The sequence below is a fragment of the Streptomyces sp. NPDC021020 genome (assembly GCF_044333285.1).
Lineage (GTDB): Bacteria > Actinomycetota > Actinomycetes > Streptomycetales > Streptomycetaceae > Actinacidiphila.
This window is the reverse complement of record NZ_JBIRQQ010000007.1, coordinates 100,449-122,544: the sequence shown is the minus strand read 5'-3', so window position 1 is coordinate 122,544 and position 22,096 is coordinate 100,449. Positions and strand designations below refer to the sequence as shown.

20 protein-coding genes are annotated in these 22,096 nt (G+C 75.8%); 6 read left to right on the top strand and 14 right to left on the bottom strand.

Annotation, left to right across the window (positions count from 1 at the left end):
* Positions 1-3: 3 nt before the first annotated feature.
* Entirely contained in the window at positions 4-1,497 is a 1,494-nt protein-coding gene (locus tag ACH4SL_RS21940; protein ID WP_398448031.1) for a SpoIIE family protein phosphatase, read from the bottom strand.
* A 248-nt stretch (positions 1,498-1,745) separates the two neighbouring features.
* On the opposite strand from ACH4SL_RS21940, the gene ACH4SL_RS21935 reads away from it, so the two are divergent.
* Both ACH4SL_RS21935 and ACH4SL_RS21930 read left to right on the top strand, forming a co-directional pair.
* Positions 1,746-2,486, top strand: a complete 741-nt coding sequence (locus ACH4SL_RS21935; protein WP_398448029.1) for a type 1 glutamine amidotransferase — start codon at positions 1,746-1,748, stop codon at positions 2,484-2,486.
* The gene (locus ACH4SL_RS21930) at positions 2,473-2,970 is read left to right on the top strand and encodes a hypothetical protein (RefSeq protein WP_398448027.1); all 498 of its coding nucleotides are present in this window, start codon (positions 2,473-2,475) and stop codon (positions 2,968-2,970) included. The genes ACH4SL_RS21935 and ACH4SL_RS21930 overlap by 14 nt, the downstream gene beginning before the upstream one ends.
* Here the strand turns inward: ACH4SL_RS21930 and ACH4SL_RS21925 are convergent.
* Entirely contained in the window at positions 2,949-3,830 is an 882-nt protein-coding gene (locus ACH4SL_RS21925) for a hypothetical protein (RefSeq protein WP_398448025.1), read from the bottom strand. The genes ACH4SL_RS21930 and ACH4SL_RS21925 overlap by 22 nt on opposite strands.
* A 136-nt stretch (positions 3,831-3,966) precedes the next feature.
* Positions 3,967-4,302 (bottom strand): helix-turn-helix transcriptional regulator, encoded by a 336-nt coding sequence (locus ACH4SL_RS21920; protein WP_398448023.1) that lies wholly within the window; start codon positions 4,300-4,302, stop codon positions 3,967-3,969.
* Positions 4,303-4,616: 314 nt separating this feature from the next.
* Here ACH4SL_RS21920 and ACH4SL_RS21915 point away from each other — a divergent pair, with 314 nt between their 5' ends.
* The 3 genes from ACH4SL_RS21915 to ACH4SL_RS21905 all read left to right on the top strand — a co-directional run bounded on the left by ACH4SL_RS21915 (position 4,617) and on the right by ACH4SL_RS21905 (position 10,262).
* Positions 4,617-4,961 carry an STAS domain-containing protein gene (locus ACH4SL_RS21915; protein ID WP_398448021.1) on the top strand — a complete coding sequence of 115 codons (345 nt, stop codon included), beginning with the start codon at positions 4,617-4,619 and terminating at the stop codon, positions 4,959-4,961.
* 648 nt (positions 4,962-5,609) lie between these two features.
* Positions 5,610-8,510 (top strand): AAA family ATPase, encoded by a 2,901-nt coding sequence (locus ACH4SL_RS21910; protein WP_398448019.1) that lies wholly within the window; start codon positions 5,610-5,612, stop codon positions 8,508-8,510.
* Between the two features lie 126 nt (positions 8,511-8,636).
* Positions 8,637-10,262, top strand: coding sequence for a protease pro-enzyme activation domain-containing protein (locus tag ACH4SL_RS21905; protein WP_398448017.1), 1,626 nt, complete (start codon positions 8,637-8,639; stop codon positions 10,260-10,262).
* A gap of 85 nt (positions 10,263-10,347) precedes the next feature.
* Here ACH4SL_RS21905 and ACH4SL_RS21900 read toward each other — a convergent pair whose 3' ends face one another.
* From ACH4SL_RS21900 to ACH4SL_RS21870, 7 genes are read right to left on the bottom strand one after another with little or no spacing between them, the layout of a single operon-like run.
* The gene (locus ACH4SL_RS21900; protein ID WP_398448015.1) at positions 10,348-11,511 is read right to left on the bottom strand and encodes a M20 family metallopeptidase; all 1,164 of its coding nucleotides are present in this window, start codon (positions 11,509-11,511) and stop codon (positions 10,348-10,350) included.
* The gene (locus ACH4SL_RS21895; protein WP_398448013.1) at positions 11,508-12,599 is read right to left on the bottom strand and encodes an LLM class flavin-dependent oxidoreductase; all 1,092 of its coding nucleotides are present in this window, start codon (positions 12,597-12,599) and stop codon (positions 11,508-11,510) included. Before ACH4SL_RS21895 ends, ACH4SL_RS21900 begins: the two co-directional genes overlap by 4 nt.
* Entirely contained in the window at positions 12,596-13,504 is a 909-nt protein-coding gene (locus tag ACH4SL_RS21890; protein ID WP_398448011.1) for an ABC transporter substrate-binding protein, read from the bottom strand. Before ACH4SL_RS21890 ends, ACH4SL_RS21895 begins: the two co-directional genes overlap by 4 nt.
* Positions 13,501-14,466, bottom strand: a complete 966-nt coding sequence (locus tag ACH4SL_RS21885) for an ABC transporter ATP-binding protein (RefSeq protein WP_398448009.1) — start codon at positions 14,464-14,466, stop codon at positions 13,501-13,503. The genes ACH4SL_RS21890 and ACH4SL_RS21885 overlap by 4 nt, the downstream gene beginning before the upstream one ends.
* Complete coding sequence (locus ACH4SL_RS21880) at positions 14,463-15,329, bottom strand: ABC transporter permease (protein ID WP_398448007.1); 867 nt, start codon at positions 15,327-15,329, stop codon at positions 14,463-14,465. Before ACH4SL_RS21880 ends, ACH4SL_RS21885 begins: the two co-directional genes overlap by 4 nt.
* A complete protein-coding gene (locus ACH4SL_RS21875; protein WP_398448005.1) occupies positions 15,326-16,354 on the bottom strand; it encodes an NrtA/SsuA/CpmA family ABC transporter substrate-binding protein in 1,029 nt (342 codons plus the stop codon). The genes ACH4SL_RS21880 and ACH4SL_RS21875 overlap by 4 nt, the downstream gene beginning before the upstream one ends.
* A gap of 41 nt (positions 16,355-16,395) precedes the next feature.
* Positions 16,396-17,415 carry an ABC transporter substrate-binding protein gene (locus ACH4SL_RS21870; RefSeq protein ID WP_398448003.1) on the bottom strand — a complete coding sequence of 340 codons (1,020 nt, stop codon included), beginning with the start codon at positions 17,413-17,415 and terminating at the stop codon, positions 16,396-16,398.
* A 417-nt stretch (positions 17,416-17,832) separates the two neighbouring features.
* Here ACH4SL_RS21870 and ACH4SL_RS21865 point away from each other — a divergent pair, with 417 nt between their 5' ends.
* Positions 17,833-18,639, top strand: coding sequence for an IclR family transcriptional regulator (locus ACH4SL_RS21865; RefSeq protein WP_398448001.1), 807 nt, complete (start codon positions 17,833-17,835; stop codon positions 18,637-18,639).
* Here the strand turns inward: ACH4SL_RS21865 and ACH4SL_RS21860 are convergent.
* Genes ACH4SL_RS21860 through ACH4SL_RS21845 form a run of 4 tightly spaced genes read right to left on the bottom strand, consistent with a single transcriptional unit; the run spans position 18,636 to position 21,816 of the window.
* Positions 18,636-19,157 carry a cupin domain-containing protein gene (locus ACH4SL_RS21860; RefSeq protein WP_398447999.1) on the bottom strand — a complete coding sequence of 174 codons (522 nt, stop codon included), beginning with the start codon at positions 19,155-19,157 and terminating at the stop codon, positions 18,636-18,638. The genes ACH4SL_RS21865 and ACH4SL_RS21860 overlap by 4 nt on opposite strands.
* Positions 19,154-19,948, bottom strand: a complete 795-nt coding sequence (locus ACH4SL_RS21855) for an amino acid ABC transporter ATP-binding protein (RefSeq protein ID WP_398447997.1) — start codon at positions 19,946-19,948, stop codon at positions 19,154-19,156. Before ACH4SL_RS21855 ends, ACH4SL_RS21860 begins: the two co-directional genes overlap by 4 nt.
* Positions 19,945-20,832, bottom strand: a complete 888-nt coding sequence (locus tag ACH4SL_RS21850; protein ID WP_398447994.1) for an amino acid ABC transporter permease — start codon at positions 20,830-20,832, stop codon at positions 19,945-19,947. The genes ACH4SL_RS21855 and ACH4SL_RS21850 overlap by 4 nt, the downstream gene beginning before the upstream one ends.
* A gap of 54 nt (positions 20,833-20,886) precedes the next feature.
* Complete coding sequence (locus ACH4SL_RS21845) at positions 20,887-21,816, bottom strand: ABC transporter substrate-binding protein (RefSeq protein WP_398447992.1); 930 nt, start codon at positions 21,814-21,816, stop codon at positions 20,887-20,889.
* Positions 21,817-22,096 lie beyond the last annotated feature (280 nt).

Genomic DNA, 22,096 nt, shown 5'->3' with positions numbered 1-22,096 from the left:
GGATCAGGCCGCCGCGCCGCCCCGGTCGGGCGCGTCGTCCCGGTCCGGCGGGGTCGGCAGGGACTGCTCCACCCAGATGGTCTTCCCGGTGGCGGTGTAGCGGGTGCCCCAGTGGTGGGCCAGGCTGCCGACGATGTAGAGGCCGCGGCCCCCCTCGTCGAGCAGGCGGGGCAGGCGCATGTGCGGCGCGGTGCTGCTGGTGTCGGAGACCTCGCAGATGAGCGCGTCCGTCATGACCAGCCGCAGGACGACGGGACCGGTGGCGTACCGCACGGCGTTGGTCACGAGTTCGGTGACCATCAGCTCGGTGGCGAAGGACGCCTCCTCCAGGCCCCATTCGGCCAGCTGCCGGCTTCCCGCGGCGCGCGCCGCGGCGGGGGAGCGGGCGTCCGCGGGGAATTCCCACGCGGCCACATGGCCGGCGTCGACCGCGTGGGTGCGGGCCAGCAGCACCGTGACGTCGTCGTCACCGTCCGCGGGCGCGACCCGGTAGACGCTGTCGCAGATCTCCGCCAGCGGGCGGCCCGCCGGCCGCAGCGCCGCGGCGATGTCGGCGAACGCCGCCTCCGGCGCGCGGTGGCGCAGGTCGAGCAGGCCGTCGGTGAACAGCGCGAGCACGGTGCCGTCGGCGACGTCCAGGGTCGTGGCGGCGAAGGGGGTGCCGCCGACGCCGAGCGGCGGGTGCTCCGGCAGCTGCGGGAAGTCCAGCCCCCCGTCGGGCCCGAGCACCGCGGGCGGCAGGTGGCCCGCGCCGGCCAGCGTGCACGAGCACGCGACCGGGTCGTACACCGCGTACAGCAGCGTCGCGCCGAGGTCGCGGGTCTCGTCCTCGTCCGCCAGCTGGGCGGCCAGGTCGTCCATCCGCGACAGCAGCTCGTCGGGCGGCAGATCGAGATCGGCCAGCGTGCGCACCGCGGTGCGCAGCCGCCCCATGGTGGCCGCCGCGTGCACACCGTGCCCGACGACGTCGCCGACGACGAGCGCGACCCGGGCCCCGGACAGCCGGATCACGTCGCACCAGTCGCCCCCGACACCCGCCTCGCTGTCGGTGGGCACGTAGCGATGGCACACCTCGACCGCGTGGTTGCCGGGCAGCGAGGCGGGCATGAGGCCGCGCTGCAGTCCCAGGGCGACGTCCTGCGCCTTGTTGAGCGTTCTCTCCCGCGCCCGGGCCTGGCTGAACAGCACCGCTGTCGCGGAGGCCACCGTCAGGAAGGCGAGCTTGATCAGCGTCACGTCGATGTCGTCGTCCTGCCGGGCCAGGCCGAGGGAGCCGTAGACGGCGACCACCGCGGCGCCGAGCAGCGCCGTCACGTACGCCCCGTGCACGGCCGCCGCGAGGAAGGGCACGACGGACAGCAGCAGCCCGTAGTGGTCCCCGGGCGCCGCGACCACGAGCAGCGCCCCGACGACGGCCAGGACCACGAACGGCAGCAGCCGCACTCCGATGGCCGTCGCGCCGGGTCCTGCCCGGCGCGCGGTGGACGACGTGCCCATGGGCTCACCGCCTTCGTCCGGCACGCTGCGGGCACCGGACATCCACCCGTACGGGGTGAAACGTCCGTTTGTCCTATGCTACGTGAGCGGTCGGCCGCCCGAGGCGGCACCGGCGAGGAGCCGCCCCCGGCGGGCGCCGGCGGGCGCCGCTCTGGATGCCGCCGCGAGTGGCGGCTACGCTTCCCACCGCCCGGGCCGCGGGGTGGCGGAGGTGTCCGGGCCGGAGCGGACGGAAGGGGGCCCGGATCATGGCTGCCGAGGCGACGGCGCTGGTGGTGCGCAACGGCCCGCACGGCGGGCCCGGGCGGTGGTCCGGCTGGCTCGCCGAGGGCGGTGTCGGCATGGACGTGGTGCGGGCGGACGCGGGGGAGGCGCTGCCGGAGCGGCTGGGGCACGCGGCGCTGGTCGTGCTGGGCGGCGGATATCTTCCCGACGACGACCGCCGGGCCCCGTGGCTGGCGCGGACCCGGGATCTGGTGGCGCAGGCGCTGGAGCGGGAGGTGCCGGTCTTCGGCATCTGCCTCGGCGGGCAGATGCTCGCCCAGGTCGCCGGCGGGGCGGTGCGGGGGGAGCACGGGGAGCCGGAGTTCGGCAGCACGGTGCTGACGCTGCGCCAGGAGGCGGCGGACGACCCGCTGTTCCGCGGGCTCGCGCCGCGGCCGACCGCCGTGGAGAACCACGTGGACGCGATCGTGCGGCTGCCGCACGGGGCGCGCTGGCTGGCGAGCAGCGAGCGGTGCGCCTACCAGGCCTTCCGCGTCGGGCAGTGCGCGTGGGGCGTGCAGTTCCACCCGGAGGCCGCGGCGGAGAACATCGCCCGGTGGTCGCGGGCCCGGCTGGAGCGCTACGGGGTGGACCGCGACGAGCTGCACCGTGCCGCCCTCCGGGACGACGGGGAGGCCGCCCGGGTCTGGCGTCAGGTGGCGCTGCGGTTCGCCGCGCGGGTGCGCGACGGCCGGGCGCGGGGGAGCGCCGATGGAACTCGGTGACTTCGCCGGGCTCTTCCGGGCGGACATCCGGGCGCGGCTCGACTGGGCGCTGCTCGCCCGTGCGGGGGCCGGGGTCGAGGTGGAGACCCTGGAAGGGACCGCGGGCAGACGGCGGTTGGCGGAGCTGTTCACCGTCTGGTACGCGGACGGTACGGGGGCCGGGAGCCGGTGGGACGCGCCCGGGAGCCGCCCGCTGCGCGTCGCCGAGTCCGAACGGGCCCTTCCCCGCTGGCCCGAGGACCGCCGCCGCGCCGTCGTCTCGCTGCGGCAGGCCTTCGCGGCCGGAAGCGGCCCCCTGGACCTGACCGTCCCGGCGTACCGGGCGGGCGCGGGCCGCCACGTCCTGCTCGACGGCAACCACCGCGCGGTGGCCGCGCACCTGGTGCCCGCGCGGGATCTGCGGCTGACGCTGTGCGCGCTGACCGGGCCGGTGCGCGAGGACATCCTGCCCGATCTGCGCCACTACGCCGCCCCGCCGCCCTGATCCGCCGCGGCTTCCGTGCCCGGCCCCGCCGCCGGAGCCGGGAGGGCCGGGTCGGCGGGCGCGGGCAGCCGGCCGGCGGCGAGCCGCATCTCGTGGTCCTCCAACAGATTGCGCAGCGCCTCCCAGCTCTCGATGCGGCGCAGGCGCAGCACCTGGGCGAAGGTGAGGGCGGCCGCGGCCGCGGCGGACAGCACGAGCGCCGCGGCGAGAGGGAGGCCGAGCGGCACCAGCGCGACCACCGTCCATGTGCCGAGCGCGAGCGGCAGGAGGGTGGAGAGCAGCACGTTGATCTCGGCCTCGTTCGCGTCCGGCGCGAGCTGGGGGCTGTGCGTGCGCAGCCAGGACTTGGCGTAGTTGAAGGCCTCGTAGGCGTTGCCCGCGCGGAGCGCGCCGCCCGGCTGCCGCATGCTCTCGGCGGGCGTGGCGGTGCGGCCCGCCGCGTTCAGCAGGTGGTCCAGCAGGGGGTGCGCGTCCAGGCAGCGGCGCAGTGCCGCCACCCCGTAGACGGCCTCCAGCTCCGCCCGCAGCGCCCCGGCCGTCGCCCGCCGCCGGGGGGCGGCCAGTTCGGCGGCGGCGAGCAGGCGGAAGGCCAGCTCACGGCCGACGTACCCGAGGACGTACGCCGCGGCCAGCCAGGTCACGTCGACCAGGATCATGACGGGTCCGTGCAGCGTCCTGGTGACGCTCTCGACGGAGCGGCCGAGGTGGTCCGGATGCCGGGCCCGTAAGAGGAGCAGGCCCGAGCAGGTGACGGCGACCAGGCCCGGCACCAGGACGGACGTCAGCTGCACGGCGAGGTAGAACGCGAACCGCCGCCCCGCCGCGGCCCGCCCCGCGGTCACCGCCGTCAAGGGATCCATGATCACGCCCCCCGTCCCGGTCGTCCCGTCGTCCGGGCCGCCCCGCCGGTCCCCGGCGTTGCGGGAAGACGCTAGCGGCGGGCCGGGGGGAGGGCCAGGGGGCGGGAGCGCGGCGGCGGCTCCGTTTCCCGCGGCGTCAGGACGCCGCGGAGCCCTCCGCCTGCGGCTGCGCCGCCGAGTCCAGCGAGAAGAGCGAGAGCAGCGCGGCGACGGTGGGACCCGCGTCGGCGGGGTGGCGCAGCGATGTGCCGGTGGGGATCTCGTAGATGTTCGTGCGGCCGACGCGGGTGTGGCTGAGATAGCCGTCCGACTCCAGGTCCGAGATGATCTTCTGCACGGCACGCTCGGTCAGCATGCACTGCGCCGCGATGTCCCGGACGCGGACCGCCGGTTCGCGGGCGATCGTGGCCAGGACGCGGGCGTGGTTGGTCAGGAAGGTCCATCCGGTGCGGGGGCGGGCGGCATCGTCCATGCGCATCATCGTACGACAGCGGTTTCAGGTCAGCCAAAACACGAATCACGTTTCGCGCATTACTTGACAGGAGTGCCGCCGGGGCACAGTCTGGTGGCGCCCGGACGCGGCAGCCGGCGGCCCGCCGAGGACCGCCGCGGGCCTCCGGCGGACGGGTCGCGAGAACACGGGAAGACCGGCGGAGGTCATGGTCGATGGCAGCTGAAGGACAGCACCCGCGCGAAGGCGCGCGGTACGGCGGGACCGGTCGGGGGCGTACGGCCCCGCCGGTGTCGCGCGTGATCAGGCACCTGCGGTCCGGCCTCACGATCCGGATGACCGAAGTCCACGGCCGCACGCTGCTGACGGTCCGCGGGGAGATCGATCTCGACAGCGCCGGCATCCTCGACCAGGCGGCCGCCGACTGCCTGGCGGACACCCCGAAGGGTGTCGACGTCGACCTCGCCGGTGTCGGCTTCTTCGACTGCGCCGGGCTGAACGCGCTGCTGCGCGCCCGCGCCCTGGCCCGGGCCACCGGCGCCGAACTGAACGTGACCGCGGTGTCCTCCGCGGTCGCCCGCGTCCTCGACCTCACGCACTGCCGCGAGGCCTTCTCGCTGCCTGCCCGCCCGGCCCCGGCCGCCGACACCGTCCCCTGGCGGGCGGCCCGGCCCGCCTGATTCCGCCCCGGCTGCGGCCGCCGACGCCCCGCTCCGGTTGCCGACATCGTCCCCCCGGCGGCCCGGCCTGCCTGATTCCGGCCCGGCTGCGGCCGCCGCCGCCCGGCGGCCCGGCCTGCCGGGCTCTCGCCCGGCTCCGGTTGCCGCCGCCGACGCCCGGCGGCCTGGCCTGCCCGGCTCCCGCTCGGCTTCCGTGAGCAGTGACCGGCCGTCGTGCCGGTGACCGGCCGCAAGGCCGTGCGGATCCGCCTCCACCGTGGCCGGATCCCGTCCCCGGGGGATCTGACCGCCGGCCGACGTCCGGGTCGGTCACGGCGCGGGCGGGCAACCCCGGCGGGCGGTCCGGCGCGGATCGAGCCGTTCGCGGGCTGAGCGGGTCCCCGTTCCGCACGCCGGTCGCCGCCACCCGGGGGCCGGGGCGGCGGGCGGCCACCTGACGTCGCGGCAGGTCGCGCCGCTCTTCGGTCCATGGGCCGGGCCCGCGTGCTCCCCGCCCCGCCTGTCCGCGGCTCCGCGGCGGCGGCGCGCGGCCGGACCGCCCCCACCGTCGAGGCCCCCGCGCGCCGGGGGCCTTCGGGCGTGTACGGACCGGGTCGCGGAGCGTCCCGCGGCATTGACACACGGTATTCCGGTAGTTGTCATGAACACATGGAATGGTCGAGGGAGCCGGCCGCCGCGTACGGCCGGCTCGCGACCAGAAGGAGAGGCAACGACGTGCCGGACCCCGCCGCCCCCGATGTCCCGTCCGGCCCTTGGCACGGGGACGCGGGTCCCGCCCCGGACGGTGCGGCGGGGCGGGAGGCACTGGTCCGGGAGGCGGTCGGGCAACTACGGGAGCGCAGAGGGCTGTTCGTCCACGGGCCCGCCGGCATCGGCAAGTCCGCGCTGCTCGCCGCCGTGGGAACCGCCCTGCGGCACGAGGGGGTCACCGTCCTGCGGTGCGTGCCCGCGGCCGAGGACGCGGAGCTGCCCTTCCTCGGCCTGGTCGACCTCTTCGCCCGGGTGCCGGACGCGCTGATCGCCGAGCTGCCGTCCGGACCGCGGGCCGGTCTGCTGACCGCGCTGGGACGCGGCGGCGGGGCGGACGCCCGGCCCGACCGGCTCATGGTGCGCGTCGCCGTGCGCGACGTGCTGCTCCGGCTGGCCGCCCGGGCGCCCGTGCTGCTGCTCCTCGACGGCGTCCAGTGGCTCGACGGACCCAGCGCCGACGCCCTCGCCTTCGCCGCCCGGCGGACCGACGACGCCGACGTCCGGATCGCCGTCGCCCGGCGGACCGCGGAGGGCGAGCGGCCCGAGCGCGCCGACTGGTATCCGCCGGACACCGCCGAGCTGGCGGTACCGCCGCTGCCCGACGACGAGGTGGCGCGGCTGCTGCACACCGCCGGGGCCGGGCTGCCGCCGCGCGTCCTGCGGGCCGTGCTCCGTACCGCGGCCGGGAACCCCTGCTACGCCCTGGAGCTGGCCCGGCACGCTCCCTGCGACGGCGTGCCCGCCGAGGACGGCGGCTTCCTCCCGGTGCCCGCCGCGCTGCGCGCCCGGGTCCTGGAGGGCGCGGGCGGCCTGTCCGCGGCGGCCCGGCGCGCCCTGCTCGTGGCGTGCCTGGCCGCACGCCCGACGCTGCCGCTGCTGCGGGCCGCGGGCGTGCCCGACCCGGAGGCCGCGCTCGCCGAGGCCGACCGCGCGGGCCTCGCCGCGGCGGACGCCGCGCAGCGCGTGCGCTTCCGGCACCCGCTGGTGCGCGCGGCACTCCACAGCGCGGCCGCCGAGGGCGAGCGGCGCGCCGCGCACGCCCGGCTGGCCGCCGCCGTCACCGAACCCGCCGCGGCCGCACGGCACCTGGCGCTGGCCCACCCCGGCGAGGACGCCGCCGTCGCCGCCGCCGTGATGGCCGCCGCGCACGCCGCCCGCGGCCACGGCGACCCGGACGCCGCCGTCGAGCTCGCCGAACTCGCCCTGCGCAGGACCCCCGCCTCCCGGCCCGCCGACTACGACCAGCGCCTGCTGGACGCCGCCGACTTCGCGTGCGACGCCGGGCGCTGGGAGGAGTGCGAGCGGGCCGCGCGCACGGTGCTCGCGCACGCGGACTCCCCCCGCGGCCGCGTCCGCGCCCGGCTGGTGCTGCTCCGCGGCGCGGGCCAGGCGCTGCGGGGCCACGCCGAACTCATCGAGGAGGGCCTGCGCGACGCCGCGGGCGCGCCGGAGCTGGAGGCGCCGCTCTACCACTGGGCGGCGGTGCGCGGCCTGCTGACGGGCTCGCTGGAGGAGGCGGCCCGGCACGCCGGGCGCGCCGAGCGGTGCGCCGCACGCGCCGGGAACAGCGGGCTGCGGATCGCCGCGCTGTCCACGCTCGCCCGGGTGCGCTCGCTCGCCGGCGAGGCCGCGGACGCCGAGGCCGCGCTGGCGCGGGCGATGGCGCTCGCGGACGACGGCCCGCGCGGCCGTGACCTCACCCGCATGCGGGCGGTGCTGGCCCTGGAGTCCGACCGGGTCGGCGAGGCCCGCCGCGACCTGGACGAACTCCTGCTGGGGGCGGGGGAGTCGGACGGCGTGGAGGCCACCGTGGCCTCGCTGGTCGCGCTCACCCGCGTCCAGGTGCGCGCCGGAGCCTGCCGGGAGGCGCTGGCCACCGCGGCCCGCTGCTCCGCGATCGCCGCGGAGGCGGGCATGCGGTCGGCCCCCGCCCTGTACGCGTCGGCCCTCGCGCGGACCTTCGGCGGCCCCGCGGCCGAGGCACGGCCGCTCGCCGTCCGCGCGGTGGCCGCCGCGCGGGCGGACGGCGACCAGCTCTTCCTGCTCCGCTCGCTGGCCGTGCTCGGGCAGACCGGCCTCTTCACGGGCGAACGCGCGCATGTCGCCGACGGGGCGGAGTCGCTGCGGGAGGCGGTGGACCTCGGGGCCGCGATGGGCGCCGCCGACCCCTGCCTGCTCGGCTGGTACGCCGACCTCGCCGAGGCGCTGGCACGGCTCGGCGAGACCGCCGCCGCCGTGAGCGTCCTGCGGGCGGCCCGCCGGCGCGCCGGGCGGATGCCGGACAGCGTCCTGGCCGCGCTGGAGCGGGCCGAGGGCCTCTGCGCGGCGGCCGGGGGCCGGCCCGGCGAGGGCGCGCAGCTGCTGCGGTCCGCCGCCGAGCGGCTGCGCCCGCTGGAGCTGCCGCTGGACCTGGTGCGCACGCTCACCGCGCTCGGCACGGTCGAGCGCCGGGCACGGCACCGTACGGCCGCGCGGACCGTACTGGCGCAGGCCCGGCAACTGGCCGAGGACGGCGGGGCGCTGCCGCTCGCCGAGCGCGCCGCCGCCGAACTCGCCCGGGTCGACGGGACGCCAGGCGCCCTCGCGGCCGCCGCGCTCACCCCGGCCGAGGCCAGGATCAGCGAGCTGGTCCGCGGCGGGGCGACCAACCGCGAGGTCGCCGCCCAGCTCTTCATCAGCGTCAAGACGGTCGAGGGCACGCTCTCGCGGCTCTACCGCAGATTCGGGGTGCGCTCCCGGACGGCGCTCGCGCACGTCCTGGCCTCCATGCCGCAGACATCCCGGGAAACACATCCTTAACGGCAGGCGCAAGGGTTCCCCCGCTTATGCGGCAACACCCCGCTGCCTAGCGTGGATTGCGGCCCCATCGACCCGGAGCCGAACGATCTGGACCGCACCCGGACCAGACCCCCATGGAGGACCTCCGTGACCCTGACGCTGAAACTGCTGGCCGCTGCCGCCGCTCCGGCCCTGCTGCTGACCGCCGTCCCCGCCGCCTTCGCCGCGGAGCGGCCGGACACCGCCCGCGTCGCGCTCCCCGGCGACGTGCTCCCCGGCCTGAGCGCCCACGCGGTGCGCACCGGCGCCGTCGCCGCGACCGACCGCATATCCGTGGCGGTCAGCCTGACGCCCCGCGACAGCAAGGCGCTGGACGCCTTCGTCGCGCAGGTCAGCGACCCCGCATCCGCCTCCTACGGCCACTACCTGACGAAGGCCCAGTTCGCCGCGCGCTTCGGCCGCAGCGGCGCCGACGTCCGGAAGGTCACCGACTACCTGCGCTCCCAGGGGCTGCACGTCGGCACCGTGCACTCCGGCAACCTGCTGATCGACGCGAGCGGCACCGCGGCCCAGCTGCGGAAGGCCTTCGGCACCACGCTGTCGACGTGGAAGGACAGCGCCTCGGGCCGCTCCTTCTACGCCAACGACGCCGCGCCCTCGCTTCCCGGCTCGCTCGGCGCCCTCGTCAGCGACGTCTCCGGCCTCAACAGCCGCAACCAGCTCCACCACCAGGCGCCCGCCTCGGTCAGCCCGCACAACGGCCCCGGCGGCGGCTACACCCCGGCGCAGATCAAGGGCGGCTACAACGTCTCGGGCACCTACACCGGCAGCGGCCAGCAGATCGCCCTGCTGGAGTTCGACGGCTTCCAGCAGTCGAACATCACCACGTACGACAGCCACTACGGCCTCGGCTCCACGGCCCCCACCGTGCACAAGGTGAGCGGCGGCTCCGGCCCGCTCGGCGGCGGCCAGGTGGAGGTCGAGCTGGACATCGAGGTGCTCAACGCCATCGCCCCGGCCGCGAAGATCACCGTCTTCGAGGGGCCCAACTCCGACGCCGGCGAGGTCGACACCTACCAGGCGATCGTGGACAGCGGCATCCCCGTGACGTCCATCAGCTGGGGTCTCGCCGAGACGCAGCGGACCAGCTCCAACATCAGCGCGGTCGACGCCGTCTTCGCCCAGGGCGCGGCCGAGGGCCTGAGCTTCTTCGCCGCCTCCGGCGACAGCGGCTCCGACGACGCGGGCAACGGCGGCACCGCCGTCGACTACCCGGCGAGCGACCCGTACGTCACCGGCGTCGGCGGCACCACCTTGACCGTCACCTCCGCCAACGCCTGGAGCCGGGAGACCGCGTGGTCCGGCGGCGGTGGCGGCAAGTCGAGCGTGTTCACCATCCCGAGCTGGCAGACGCCCGTCCAGAAGAGCCAGGGCGGCGGCAAGCGGCAGGTCCCGGACGTGGCGGCGCTCGCCAACCCCTCGCCCGGCGTGTCCATCTACTCCGAGGGCAGCTGGGGCCAGGTGGGCGGCACCAGCGCGGCGGCGCCCGAGTGGGCGGCCTTCGCCGCGCTCTACAACCAGCAGGCCGCGGCCGCCGGCAAGGCCCGACTGGGCTTCGCCAACCCCGCCCTCTACCAGGCGAGCGGCACCGGCTTCCACGACATCACCAGCGGCAGCAACGGCGCCTACTCCGCCGCCGCCGGCTGGGACTTCACCACCGGCTGGGGCTCGTACAACGCCGCCACGCTGGCGACGAAGCTGCTGAGCCAGTGAGCTGATCCCGCCACACCGACCGGCGAGGGGCCCGGGTGCGCACGAAGCGCACCCGGGCCCCTCCGCCTGCCGTCAGGAGGTTCCGTCAGGACGGGCCGCCCGCCGCGAGCCTGCGCAGGGCGAGTTCGGCGAGCAGGGCGGCGCCGTCCGGGAGGACCGCGTCGTCGAACACCGCGTCCGGGGCGTGGTTCCCCGGGGCGGTGTGCGGGTCGCGGTCCGGCGGGCAGGCACCCAGGCTGGTCATCACGCCCGGCACCTCGGCGAGCACCCGCCCGATGTCGTCGGAGACGAGGGCCGGACGGATCCCGCGCACGAACCGCTCAGGACCGAACAGCCCGGTGACGGCCTCCCGGACGCGGTCGGCCTCGGCGGGGTCGTTGACGGTCGCGGGATAGCCCGGCGTGTACGTGACCTCGGCCTCCAGCGCGTGGGCGGCCGCGACACCGCGGGCGGTGTCCCGCGCGATACCCGCGAGCCGGTCCAGCGTCCCGTCCGACAGCGCGCGCAGCGTCGCCTCCAGCCGGGCCCGCTCCGGGACGATCGCGGGCCGGGTGCCGGCGTGCACGGTGCCGACCGTGAGCACCACCGGGTCGAACGGGTCGAACCTGCGGGCGGGCAGCGCGCCGAGCGCGGTGACGATCTCGGCGAGCGCCGGTATCGGGTCGCGCGTGCGGTGCGGCCAGGCGCCGTGGCCGCCGGCGCCGTGCAGGGTGACCGCGAGGGTGCCGCTCGCGGCGAGCGCGGGACCTGCGGTGTTGGCGAACTGCCCGGCGGGCGCGTTGGCGGAGCTGTGCAGGGCGTACGCCGCGACGGGGCGGCTGCCGGTGGTCTCCAGCAGCCCCTCGGTCAGCATCAGCCGCGCCCCGTCGTGGCCCTCCTCGCCCGGCTGGAACATCAGCAGCACATCGCCCGCGAAACGGTCCCGCCGGGCCGCCAGCAGATGGGCGGCGCCGACCAGCATCGCGGCGTGCTGGTCGTGGCCGCAGGAGTGCCGCGGCCCTTCCGGGAAATCCAGCGCGTCCAGGTCGGCGCGCAGCAGCACCGTCGGACCGGGGCGCGTACCGGACACGACGCCCACCACGGAGGTGAGCGCCGTGCCGGTGTGCAGCTCCAGCCCGAGGCCGTCGAGCGCGGTGAGCACCGCCTGCTGGGTACGCGGCAGGTGCAGACCCGTCTCCGGGCGCTCGTGCAGGGTGCGCCGCAGGCGGTCCAGGCCCAGCAGGCGGGCGTCCGCGAGCAGGGCGCTCACCGTGCGGCGCCGCGCAGCGCCGGGAGCACGGTCTCGGCGATCCGGTAGGACTCCTCCAGCAGCGGGTTGCCCGACAGGATGAAGGTGTCCACCCCGAGGTCCTGGAATTCCCGCAGCCGGGCTACGACCTGCGCGGTGCTCCCGACGACGGCGGTGCCGGGGCCGGGCCGGAAGAGGCTCATGCCCGGCCACAGGTTGGGGTGCTTCTCCAGCTCCCGGGCGTGCGCGGGCACCCGGCCGCCGTGCTGGCGGAACTGCCGCGCCCAGCCCTCGCCGTCCTTGCCCTCCGGGTCGCCCAGCATCCGCGCGTAGGTGGCCTGGCTGGTGACGTCCAGCAGCCGGTCCGCCGCCGCCCACGCCTCGTCCTCGGTGTCGCGGACGATGAGGTGCAGCCGCAGCCCCAGGCGCAGCTCGCGGCCGTGGTGGGCGGCGCGCTCGCGCACCTGCCTGAGCTTCTCCTCCAGCAGGTGCGGCGGCTCGCCCCAGGTGAGGTAGACGTCGACGTGCTCGGCGGCCATCTCGATACCGGCCGGGGACGATCCGCCGAACCACAGCGGGGTGTGCGCGCCGCCCTGGAGCGGGGCCAGTTCGCGCAGCCCCGCGCCGGCCTGCGTCAGCTCGTAGAAACGGCCCTTGTGGTCGAAGACCTCGCCGGCGGTGAGCCGCTTGACGATGTCCCAGTATTCCCCGCTGAGCTGGTAGCGCTCGTCGTGCTCCAGATGCAGCCCGGCCTGGCGCAGCGCCTCGGTGGAGCCGTTGACGACGTTGAAGCGCAGCCGGTCGGGGCCGAAGAGATGGCTGAAGGTGAGCGCCGTCTTGGCCAGCACGGTGGGCGAGATGAGCCCGGGGTGCACGGCGAGCAGCGGTTTGAAGCTCGGCCGGGTCACCGCGGCGACCGCGGACGCCAGCGGCCACACGTCGTACAGGTCGGTGGCGAACAGCGCCCCGTCGTAGCCGAGGCGGTCCACGGCGACGCCGAGCTGCTGGAGGTAGGCGAGGTCGACCGCCCGGCGGCCTTCCGGCTCCCAGGGGTAGGCGCCCTCGCGCGGGATGATGTACCAGAGGATCTCGGGGCTGGGCACGGTCACTTCTCCGGGGAGTCGGCGGTCTGGAGGGCCTGCGCGGCGACGGCGTCGAGACCCGCGTGCCGGGCGTCGGCGACGGTGATCGGACGGGGCAGGAAACCGGCCGCGGCGAGGATGCCGGCCGCCTCCTGCTGCTCGGCGACGAAGGCGTCGGAGACGGGTTCGAGCCGCCACGGCAGCGCGGCGAGCGCCTCGCGCCAGTCGGCCGGGGTGCCGCCCTGGTCCTCCGCGGCGATCGCGGCGGCCTCGTCCAGGTGCCCCGCGGCCCAGGCGTCGGCCGCCGCGAGCGCGCGGACGACCAGGCCGACCAGCTCGGGGCGGCTGTCGGCGAGGTCGCGGCGGGTGAAGAAGACGGAGCGGTCGGCGATCAGGTCGCCCGCCTCGGCCAGGGTGCGGACCCGGCCCTCGCGGCGCGCGGCGGACAGCTCAGCCCCCTGCCCGACCCAGGCGTCGATCCGGCCGTCCAGCAGTGCCTGGTAGGAGCCGGCGGCGGAGCGCTCGGCGGTGATGTCGGCGCCGTACGACAGGCCCTGCCCGGCGAGCGCCTTGGCCACGAAGTGGGTCTGCCAGGAGCCGATCGCCAGGTGGACGGTACGGCCCTTGAGGTCGGCGAGCGAGGTGATGTCGCCGTCCGCGCGGACCAGCAGCGCGCCGTGGCCGGGCCGCGGCGCCGAGACGGCCGCGTACACCAGGTCGTGCCCGGCGGCCTGCGCCGACAGCGGCGGGGTGGACCCGGTGCCGCCGAAGTCGATCGTGCCGTCGGCGAGGGCCGCGGCGGTGTCCAGACCGCCGATCCGGTGCCAGGCGGCGGTCTCGCCGTGCGCGGCGAGCAGCTCTTCGAGCAGGCCGAGCCGGGAGAGGTGGTAGAGCGACGGATTGGCGGGGTGGACGCCGATGTTGACGGTCATGCGGAGGGCTCCTCGGAGGTGGCCGGTGCGGGTGCGGCGGCGGGCGTGGCCGCGCGGGTGGGGGGTTTCGCGGGCGGGGCGGCGGCGGGGGCGGCGGCCCGGTCCGTCGGAACGGTCGGCTTGGTCGCGGTGGTCGCGGTGGTCGCGGTGGTCGCGGTGGTCGGGGTGGTCGGGGTGGACGAGACGGTCGGCGTGGCGTCCGGCGTCCGGTGGACGCCGAGTTCGGTGAGCAGCCGGGTGCGCAGGGCGGCGAAGCCCGGGTCGGCGCTGTCGCGCGGGTGGTCGATGCCGATCCGCTCGTCGACGGCGAGCCGGCCGTCCCGCAGGACGGCCACCCGGTCGGCGAGCCTGATCGCCTCGTCGACGTCGTGGGTGACGAGCAGCACCGCGGGCTGGTGGCGGCGGCACAGCTCGCCGACCAGGTCGTGCATCTTCAGCCGGGTCAGCGCGTCGAGCGCGGCGAACGGCTCGTCGAGAAGCAGCAGTTCGGGCTCCCGGATCAGCGCGCGGGCCAGCGCCACGCGCTGCGCCTCGCCGCCGGACAGCGTGCCCGGCCAGGCGTCGGCGTGCCGGTCGAGGCCGACCTCGGCGAGGGCGCGCCGCCCGGTCTCCCGGGTGTGCGGGCCGCGCGGCAGGGCGACGGTGACGTTGCCCAGCACCCTCTTGGACGGGACCAGCCGCGGCTCCTGGAAGACCACGGTGCGCGACTGCGGGACGAGCACGGTGCCCGCGTCGTGCCGGTCCAGCGCGCCGAGGATCCGCAGCAGCGTGGTCTTGCCGGTGCCGCTCGCGCCCAGCAGCGCCAGGAATTCGCCCTGGGCGATGTCGAGGTCGAGCCCGTCCAGCACGTCGCGGTCACCGAAGGTGCGGCGCAGCCCCCGGATACGGACGGCGGCCCGGCCGACCGGCTCCTGCCCGGTGGCGGGACGCGGGGTGCCCCGCTCGGCGGTGATCCCGCTCATCGGGCGGCTCCTTGCGTGCGCCACGGCATCAGCAGCCTCTCCAGCAGGCGGGCGACACCGTCGGCGAGCAGTCCGACGAGGGCGTACACCAGGATGCAGACGGTGAGGATGTCGGTGCGCGAATACTCCTGGGCGGTGGACATCAGATAGCCGATGCCGGCCGTCGAGTTGATCTCCTCCGCGGCGATCAGCGCGATGACGCTGAGCGTCATCGACAGCCGCAGGCCCGACAGCAGCGCGGGCAGCGCGCCCGGCAGCACGACCTCGCGGACCAGCGCCAGCCGGCCCATGCCGAAGCTGCGCATCGCCTCCACCAGCTTGCGGTCGGTGTTGCGGACCCCGCCCGCCGCCGAGACGTACATCGGGAAGCTGGTCGCCACGGCGATGAGCACCACGCGGGCGGTCTCGCCGATGCCGAACCAGACCATGAACAGCGGCACCAGGGACAGGAAGGGGATGGTGCGCAGCAGCTGGAGGGAGGAGTCGAGGAGTTCCTCGCCCAGTCGGGAGAAGCCGGTGAGCACGCCGAGCACCAGCCCGGCCGACGCGCCGAAGGCGAGGCCCAGCCCGGCCCGGGTGAGGGACACCGACAGCGCGTCGCCCAGCTGGCCGCTGGTCCACAGCTCCCGGAAGGCCGACAGGACCTGGCCGGGCGAGGCGAGCAGCGAGGAGCTGAGGGTCCCGGTCGCGGACGTCACGTACCAGGCCAGCAGCAGGGCCAGCGGGCCGATCAGCCGCAGCCCGACGCTCAGCGCCCGCGGGCGCGGGCGGGGTATGCGCGGTCGCGGGGTGACCAGCCCGGGCGCCGCCGGGTCGGCGGAGGTGCCGAGCGGCAGGCCGGGGGCGGCGGCGGGGGCGCTCATTTCGCCGCCGCCGCGGGCGCGGTGATGTCGATGACGTACGGGGTGACGTCGAGCGCGCCCTTGGTGATCTTCTGGTCGGCGAAGAACCGCGCGACGGTCGCGAAGTGCGCGAGCTGGGTGGCGCCGATCGGCTGCGCGGTGCCGAGGGCCTTGTCGATGGGCAGCTCGACGGCCTTCTGCGCGGGGCTGACCGCCTCCGGGCCCGAGGTGGTCTTGACGTTGAGGTACGCCTCCGGGTCCTGCTGCTGCTTCAGCCCGGCCTCGTGCAGGTAGTCGTAGAGCGCCTTGACGATCTCCGGGTGGTCCTTCGCGAAGCCGTTGCGGACCGCCCACACCGCGTAGTTCTCCGAGCCGACCTGGCCGCCGGTGGTCAGGAAGCGGGCGCCGGAGTTGGCGATGGTGGGGATCGAGTACGTGGCCCAGGTGGACCAGGCGTCCACCTGGCCGGAGTTGAAGACCGGGCCGATCTGGTTGGGCTGGAGGTAGACGCGCGTGACCCGGTCCACCGCGATGTGCTGCTGCTCCAGCGCCTTGAGCAGCAGATACTCGCTGGTGCCGCCGTGCCACACCGCGACCTTCTTGCCGACGAGGTCGCTGACGCTGTTGATGCCGGAGTCCTTCTTCACCAGGATGCCCTCGCCCAGCTGGTCGGGGTCCACGGCGGCGAAGAGCTTGAAGCCGGGGGTCTGCGCCAGGGCGGCGATCGCGGAGGTGATCGAGCCCTCGGCGAAGTCCAGCGCGCCCGCGTCGAGTTCCTGCGCGGCGGGGGCGAACGCCCCGGCCGTCCCGGTCCACGCCACCTTGGCGTGCACCTTGGCCAGGGCCTTGTCGAGCGAGCCGTCCTTGCGGGCCAGCGCGAGCACCCCGGAGTTGCCGCCGTCGGGGATGCGGACGGTGACGGTGGCGCCGCCGCCCGAGCCGCCGGTGTCCGCGCGGGCCGACCCGCCGGACGAGGAGGAGCAGGCGGCCAGGCTCAGGGCGGCGAGCAGGGACGTGGTGGCGAGGGTGAGCTGACGGACGTTCACGTGGTTCTCCAGGAGGTGGCCGGCCGGATACGGCGCGGGGTTCAGGGGGTGGGGGAGGGGGCCGCGGCGCGGGCGGCGAGCAGCTCGCGGGCCTGCCGCAGCGGCTCGTGGTCGGCCCAGGCGGCGACGTCCACCGGGGCCGGGAGGAAGCCGTGCGCGTGCAGGAAGCGCTCCTGCTCGGCGAGCAGCGCCAGCCGCTCCGGGCTCAGGTCGAGGTGCAGGCTGCCCGCGGTGCCGGCGCGGTAGGCGCCGGCCACGCCCTCGGGGCCCGCCCCGGTCTCGGCGCCCAGGATGCGGGCCACCTCGTCCGGGTGGTCCGCGGCCCAGCCGGCCGCGTCGAGCAGCACGGCGAGGAAGCGCACCACCAGGTCGGGGTGCTCGTCCAGCAGCCGCTGGTGGACGGTGATCGGGCGCGGGGTGCCGTTGTTGACCCGGGACCTGCGGTCCGGCACGGCGTCCAGGTCGATCGCGACCTCGGCCCCGTACCGGCGGGCGGTCTCGACGGCGACCGCGCCCTTGACGTAGACCGCGTCGACCCGCCCGTCCCGCAGCGCCGCCAGCTCACCCTCCCACTGGCCCTGCCGGACGCCGGGGATCTCGACGATCTCGGCGTCGTCCAGGGTGAGTCCGGCCAGGCCGAGCGCGCCGGCGTGGCCGTGCAGGGCCATGGCCCGCCAGAAGTCGATCGCGATGTCGTGCCGCGGCACGGCGAGCCGGGCGCCGCGCAGCTGCTCGGGCGAGCGCAGGCTGCTGCCCTCCCGGACCAGGATCGACTGCCGCTCCTCGATCCAGGTCAGCGCGATCAGCCGGGTGGCCTCGCCGCGCGAACGCGCCCACAGGGCCGGGACGTTGCCGCCCTCGCGGAACAGCGCGGTCAGCTCGTGGGTGAAGTGGCTGAGCGGCAGCCCGTCCGACCCGGCGTCACGTGCGGCCTCGGCGAGCGAGCGCACCGCGATCCCGTCGGGGGCGAACTCCGCGGCCAGGGTGCCGCGGTCGGCGGCGATGCCGGTGGCGGTCGGGACGGGGCAGCGGGTGAACCAGATGTCGTCCGGAAAGGACATGGGTGCTCCAAGCGGCATGACGGAGGCGGCGGGGCAGGGGCAGGGCGGGGTGGGGCGCGGGCGGGACCGGCGCGGCGGCGCGCGGTTCACCACCACGCGGGAAGGCCGTACGGGCAGATGTGGCGGGCCGTCAGCGACAGGCGGTGCCGCGGGACCTGCCGAGGTCCAGGTACAGCCGCGCGGCCAGCAGCGGGCGGAACGGGCTGAGCAGGCCCGGCGTCGTCGTCACAGGTGCTCTCCCCTCCGGTGCGGTGTGCGGCGTGCGGTCTGCAACGGAGGCTGGCACACGTATTCGGCCCGAAGCAATCTTTCCCACCATGTGGCATGGGGTTTGCCGGGCAGTGTTCACGCGAGGGAACACTGCGCAATACTCCCGCAACATTTGCCAGATCGTGGCAGCCTGCGCATGCTTGGGGCATGACGACGGACGCGCGCACCAACGTCGCCGGCGCGCCGCCGGGAGCGCAGGCGGTCACCCGCGCGCTGCACCTCCTGCACTGCTTCCGCGACAACGCGGGCGAGCTGAGCGCCTCTCAGCTCGCCCGCCGCATGGACCTGTCGGTCTCCACCGCCCACCGGCTCGCCCGCACGCTGGTCGCGGCCGGCTTCCTGGAGCAGGACGAGCACAGCGCCCGCTACCGGCTCGGCCCGTCCGTCGCGGAGTTGGGGCGGCTCTCCCTGCACCAGCGCGGCATGCACCGCGCGGGCCCCGAACTGGACGCGCTGGCGCGGGCCACCGGCACCACCGCCGACCTGGCCATCCGCAGCGGCGCCCACGCGGTGATCCTCGCGGGCAGCTCGGTGCACGCCGCCGCCGGACTCGGCCTGCGCCGCCCGCTGCACTCCACGGCGCTCGGCAAGGTGCTGCTGGCCTGGGCCCGTCCGGGCGAGCCGGACCTCGGCACACTGCTGCCCCTGCACGCGCACACCGACCGCACCATCACCGGCGCGGCGGAGCTGCGCGCCGAGCTGGAGCGCGTCCGGGCCGCCGGACACGCCCTGAACGACGGCGAATCGGCCTACGGGGTGCGTACCGCGGCGGTGCCGGTCCTCGACGCCTCCGGCCACGCGCACGCGGCCGTCGCGGTGCGCGCCACCCCCGACGTCATCACCGACGACCGGCTCGGCTGGTTCGTGGCCCGCGCCACCGCCTGCGCCCGCGCCCTGGAGGTCCTGCTGCTGCCCCCGGCGCAGCGCCACCAGGGCCCGGACGCCGCCGGTTAGCCGGCCTCCTCCGGCGGCTCGCCGGGGCGGAGTGCGTACAGGCCGGGGAGATTCACCACGACGGCCTCCTGGGTGCTGCGGGCGATGACGACCACGGCCTCCGTGTCCGGGTCGGGATTCTCCTCGCGGTGCGGGACGAACGGCGGGACGAAGACGTAGTCGCCGGGGGAGGTGCGCAGCCGTACCTCCTCGGGCGACCCGCCGGAGCCGTCGAGGAAGACGAACTCGGGGTGGCCGCTGACGACGTAGATGGCGGTCTCGGACGCTCCGTGGTGGTGGTCGGAGGAGGACGTCGCCGGGGACACCCGGGTCTGGCCCATCCACAGCTTCTCCGACCCCACCGTCCGCCCGCTGACGGCGGCGAATCTGCGCATGCCGCCCGTCTGCGCCGTGTCGCCGTCCAGCGCGTCCGCCCGGATGTGGTGCAGACGGGAGCGCAGCTCGGCCGCGGTCGGGCGCGCCGCGTCCGGGAGGTGCGGGTGGAAGCCCTCCCCGGCGGCCGCCGGCTGCTCGCTCACAGGCGTCCCGCCTCGGTCAGCCGGCGCAGGAAGTCGCGGGTGCGCTGCTCGGCCGGCGCGCCGAACACCCGCTCGGGAGACCCTCGTTCGAGGACCACCCCGGCGTCCAGGAAGCACACCTGGTCGGCGACGTCGCGGGCGAACGCCATCTCGTGGGTGGCGATCAGCATCGTCATGCCCTCCTCCTTGAGGTCCCTGATGACCGCGAGCACCTCGCCCACCAGCTCGGGGTCGAGCGCCGCGGTGATCTCGTCGAGCAGCAGCAGCCGCGGCCTGGTCGCGACCGCCCGGGCGATCGCGACCCGCTGCTGCTGGCCGCCGCTGAGCCGGTCGGGGTATTCCCCCGCGCGCCCGGCCAGCCCCAGCCGGTCGAGCAGCTCCCGCGCCTCGGCCTCCGCGCGGTCGCGGGGCACCCCGTGCACCCGGCGCGGCGCGAGCGTGACGTTGTCGAGCACCGTCATGTGCGGGAAGAGGTTGTAGGCCTGGAAGACGACACCGATCCGGCGGCGCACCGCGTCCTGGTCGGCCCGCGGGTCGGTGATCTCCTCGCCGTCCAGGAAGACCGCCCCGTCGTCCACCTCCTCCAGCAGGTTCGCGCAGCGCAGCAGCGTCGACTTGCCCGACCCGGAGGCGCCGATGAGCGCGGTGACGGAGTGCGCCGGCACGTCGAGGCCGACATCGCGCAGCACGACCGCCGGGCCGTACGTCTTGCGGACGGCGTCGAGCCGCAGCACCGGCTCGTCCGACAGCACCGGTCCCGCGGCGTCCTTGGACAGCGCGTCGGTGGTCATGCGGTCCCTCCCTGTGCCCGGCGCCCGTTCATCCGGGCCGCCACCCAGTCGGTGAACCTGGTCATGGGAATGGTGACCGCCACGAAGACCAGCCCGGCGACGACGTACGGGGTGTAGTTGAAGTCCCGGCTGGCCATGATCTGCGCGGCGTAGACGGCGTCCACCGCCCCGCCGATCGACACCAGGCCGGTGTCCTTCTGGAGCGAGACCAGGTCGTTGAGCAGCGGCGGCACCACCGCGCGCACCGCCTGCGGCAGCACCACGTACCGCATGGTCTGCGCGCTGCTCAGGCCGAGCGAGCGGGCGGCGGCACGCTGGCTGGGGTGGACGGACTCGATGCCCGCCCGGAACACCTCGGCCACGTAGGCGGAGTACGTCAGGCACAGCGCGAACCCGCCCAGCAGCACCGGGTCGTTGGTGACGCCGGTCAGCCGCAGCGCGGGGACCCCGAAGACGCAGACCAGGATGCAGATGATGAGCGGCATCCCGCGGAAGAAGTCCACGTACGCGGTCGCGAGCGCGCGCAGCGGGAAGTACACCGGGCCGCGCAGCGTGCGCAGCACCGCGATCAGCAGCCCGGCGACCAGCACCACCGCGCCGCACACCGCCAGCAGCCGCAGGTTCAGCCACAGCCCGTCCAGCACCTGGGGCAGCGCGAGCCGGGCGTGGTGGGCGTCGAGGAAGGTCTCCCGGGTGCGCTGCCAGCCCGGTGACCGCACGACGAGCGTGACCAGGACGCCCGCGGTCACCAGCGAGCTGACCGCGGCCACCGCGAAGGAGCGCCGGGTGGCGGCCCGCCGGTACCGTTCGCGGGCGAGCCGCCGCGCGGACGGCCGGTACCCGCCGTCCGGCAGGTCCGGCGCGGCCTCGTCCCGTACCGTCATCGCGTCACCACCACGTCGGCGCCGCCGCCTTCCCGCGCCACCGCCCGCGTACTGTCACTTCAGCACCGGTGCGTCGACCGCGTCCGACAGCCACTGCTTCTCCAGCCCGGCGAGCGTGCCGTCGGCGCGCAGCTGCGTCACGGCCGCCGACACGCACGGCGTGAGCTTGCTGCCCTTGTCCAGGACCAGGCCGAACTGCTCCGACGGGCCGCCCGCCGAGTCGAACTGCCCGACGACCTTCGCGTCCTGCACCTGCGCGCCGGTGATGTAGAAGGCGGTCGGCAGGTCCACCACGATCCCGTCCACCTGGCCGTTCTTCAGCGCGGCCACGGCGAGGTCGTTGCGCTGGAAGACCGCCGGCTGCTTGGCCGGCTCGACCACGCCGGTGATGGTGTCGAGGCTGGTCGTGCCGACCTGGGCGCCGAGTTTGGCCTGCTTGAGCTCCGCCAGTGTGGTGGCACCGGCGATCGGGGAGCCCTTGCGGGCGACGACGGCCTGCCGGACGTCGTAGTAGCCGGGCGAGAAGTCGACCGTCTTCTTCCGCTCGTCACTGATGGACACCTGGTTGATGTCGAAGTCGAAGTTCTTCACGCCGGGGGAGAAGGCGGAGTTGAACGGCACCTTCTGCCAGACCACCTGGCCGGGCGCGAACCCGAGCCGCTTGGCGACGGCGTAGGCCACCGCGGACTCGTAGCCCTTGCCGTTGGCGGGCTTGTCGTCGGAGAACCACGGTTCGTACGCCGGGTTGTCGGTCCCCACCGTGAGCTTGCCCGCCGTGCGGGTGGGCAGCGAGGCCGCGCCGCACGAGGAGGTGGCCGCGCTCGTGGCGGACGCGCCGCTCGCGGACGTCGGCGGCGTACGGGAGGAGGACGTGTCGCTCTGCGGGGAGCAGCCGGTGAGGGCCGCGGTCAGGGCCGTGCCGAGGAGCAGGACGGCGGCGGCGAGGACCGGGCGGCTCGGGGACGGCGGAATCACGGGACTCATGGCCGGACCCTGGCACCGCGACGGCTCGGCTGTCCACGCGATTGAGCCGGTTGTCCGGATGGCGGACGTTTGTGTCCGGGGTGTTTCGCGGCGCCGCCACCGGGTGGCGCCCGGGAGGCGAAGGTGACCGCCCGTCAAGGTGCCACGGTGTCCATCGATTCCGTCGATCGATGGGATGACGAGCATGTGTTGGACTCATCGATCGCCGCCGGACGAGACTGCTCGTGCGACGGACCGGCCGGTGTCTCCCGTCGCGTTCCACCCGTGACCGGCCCTCGCG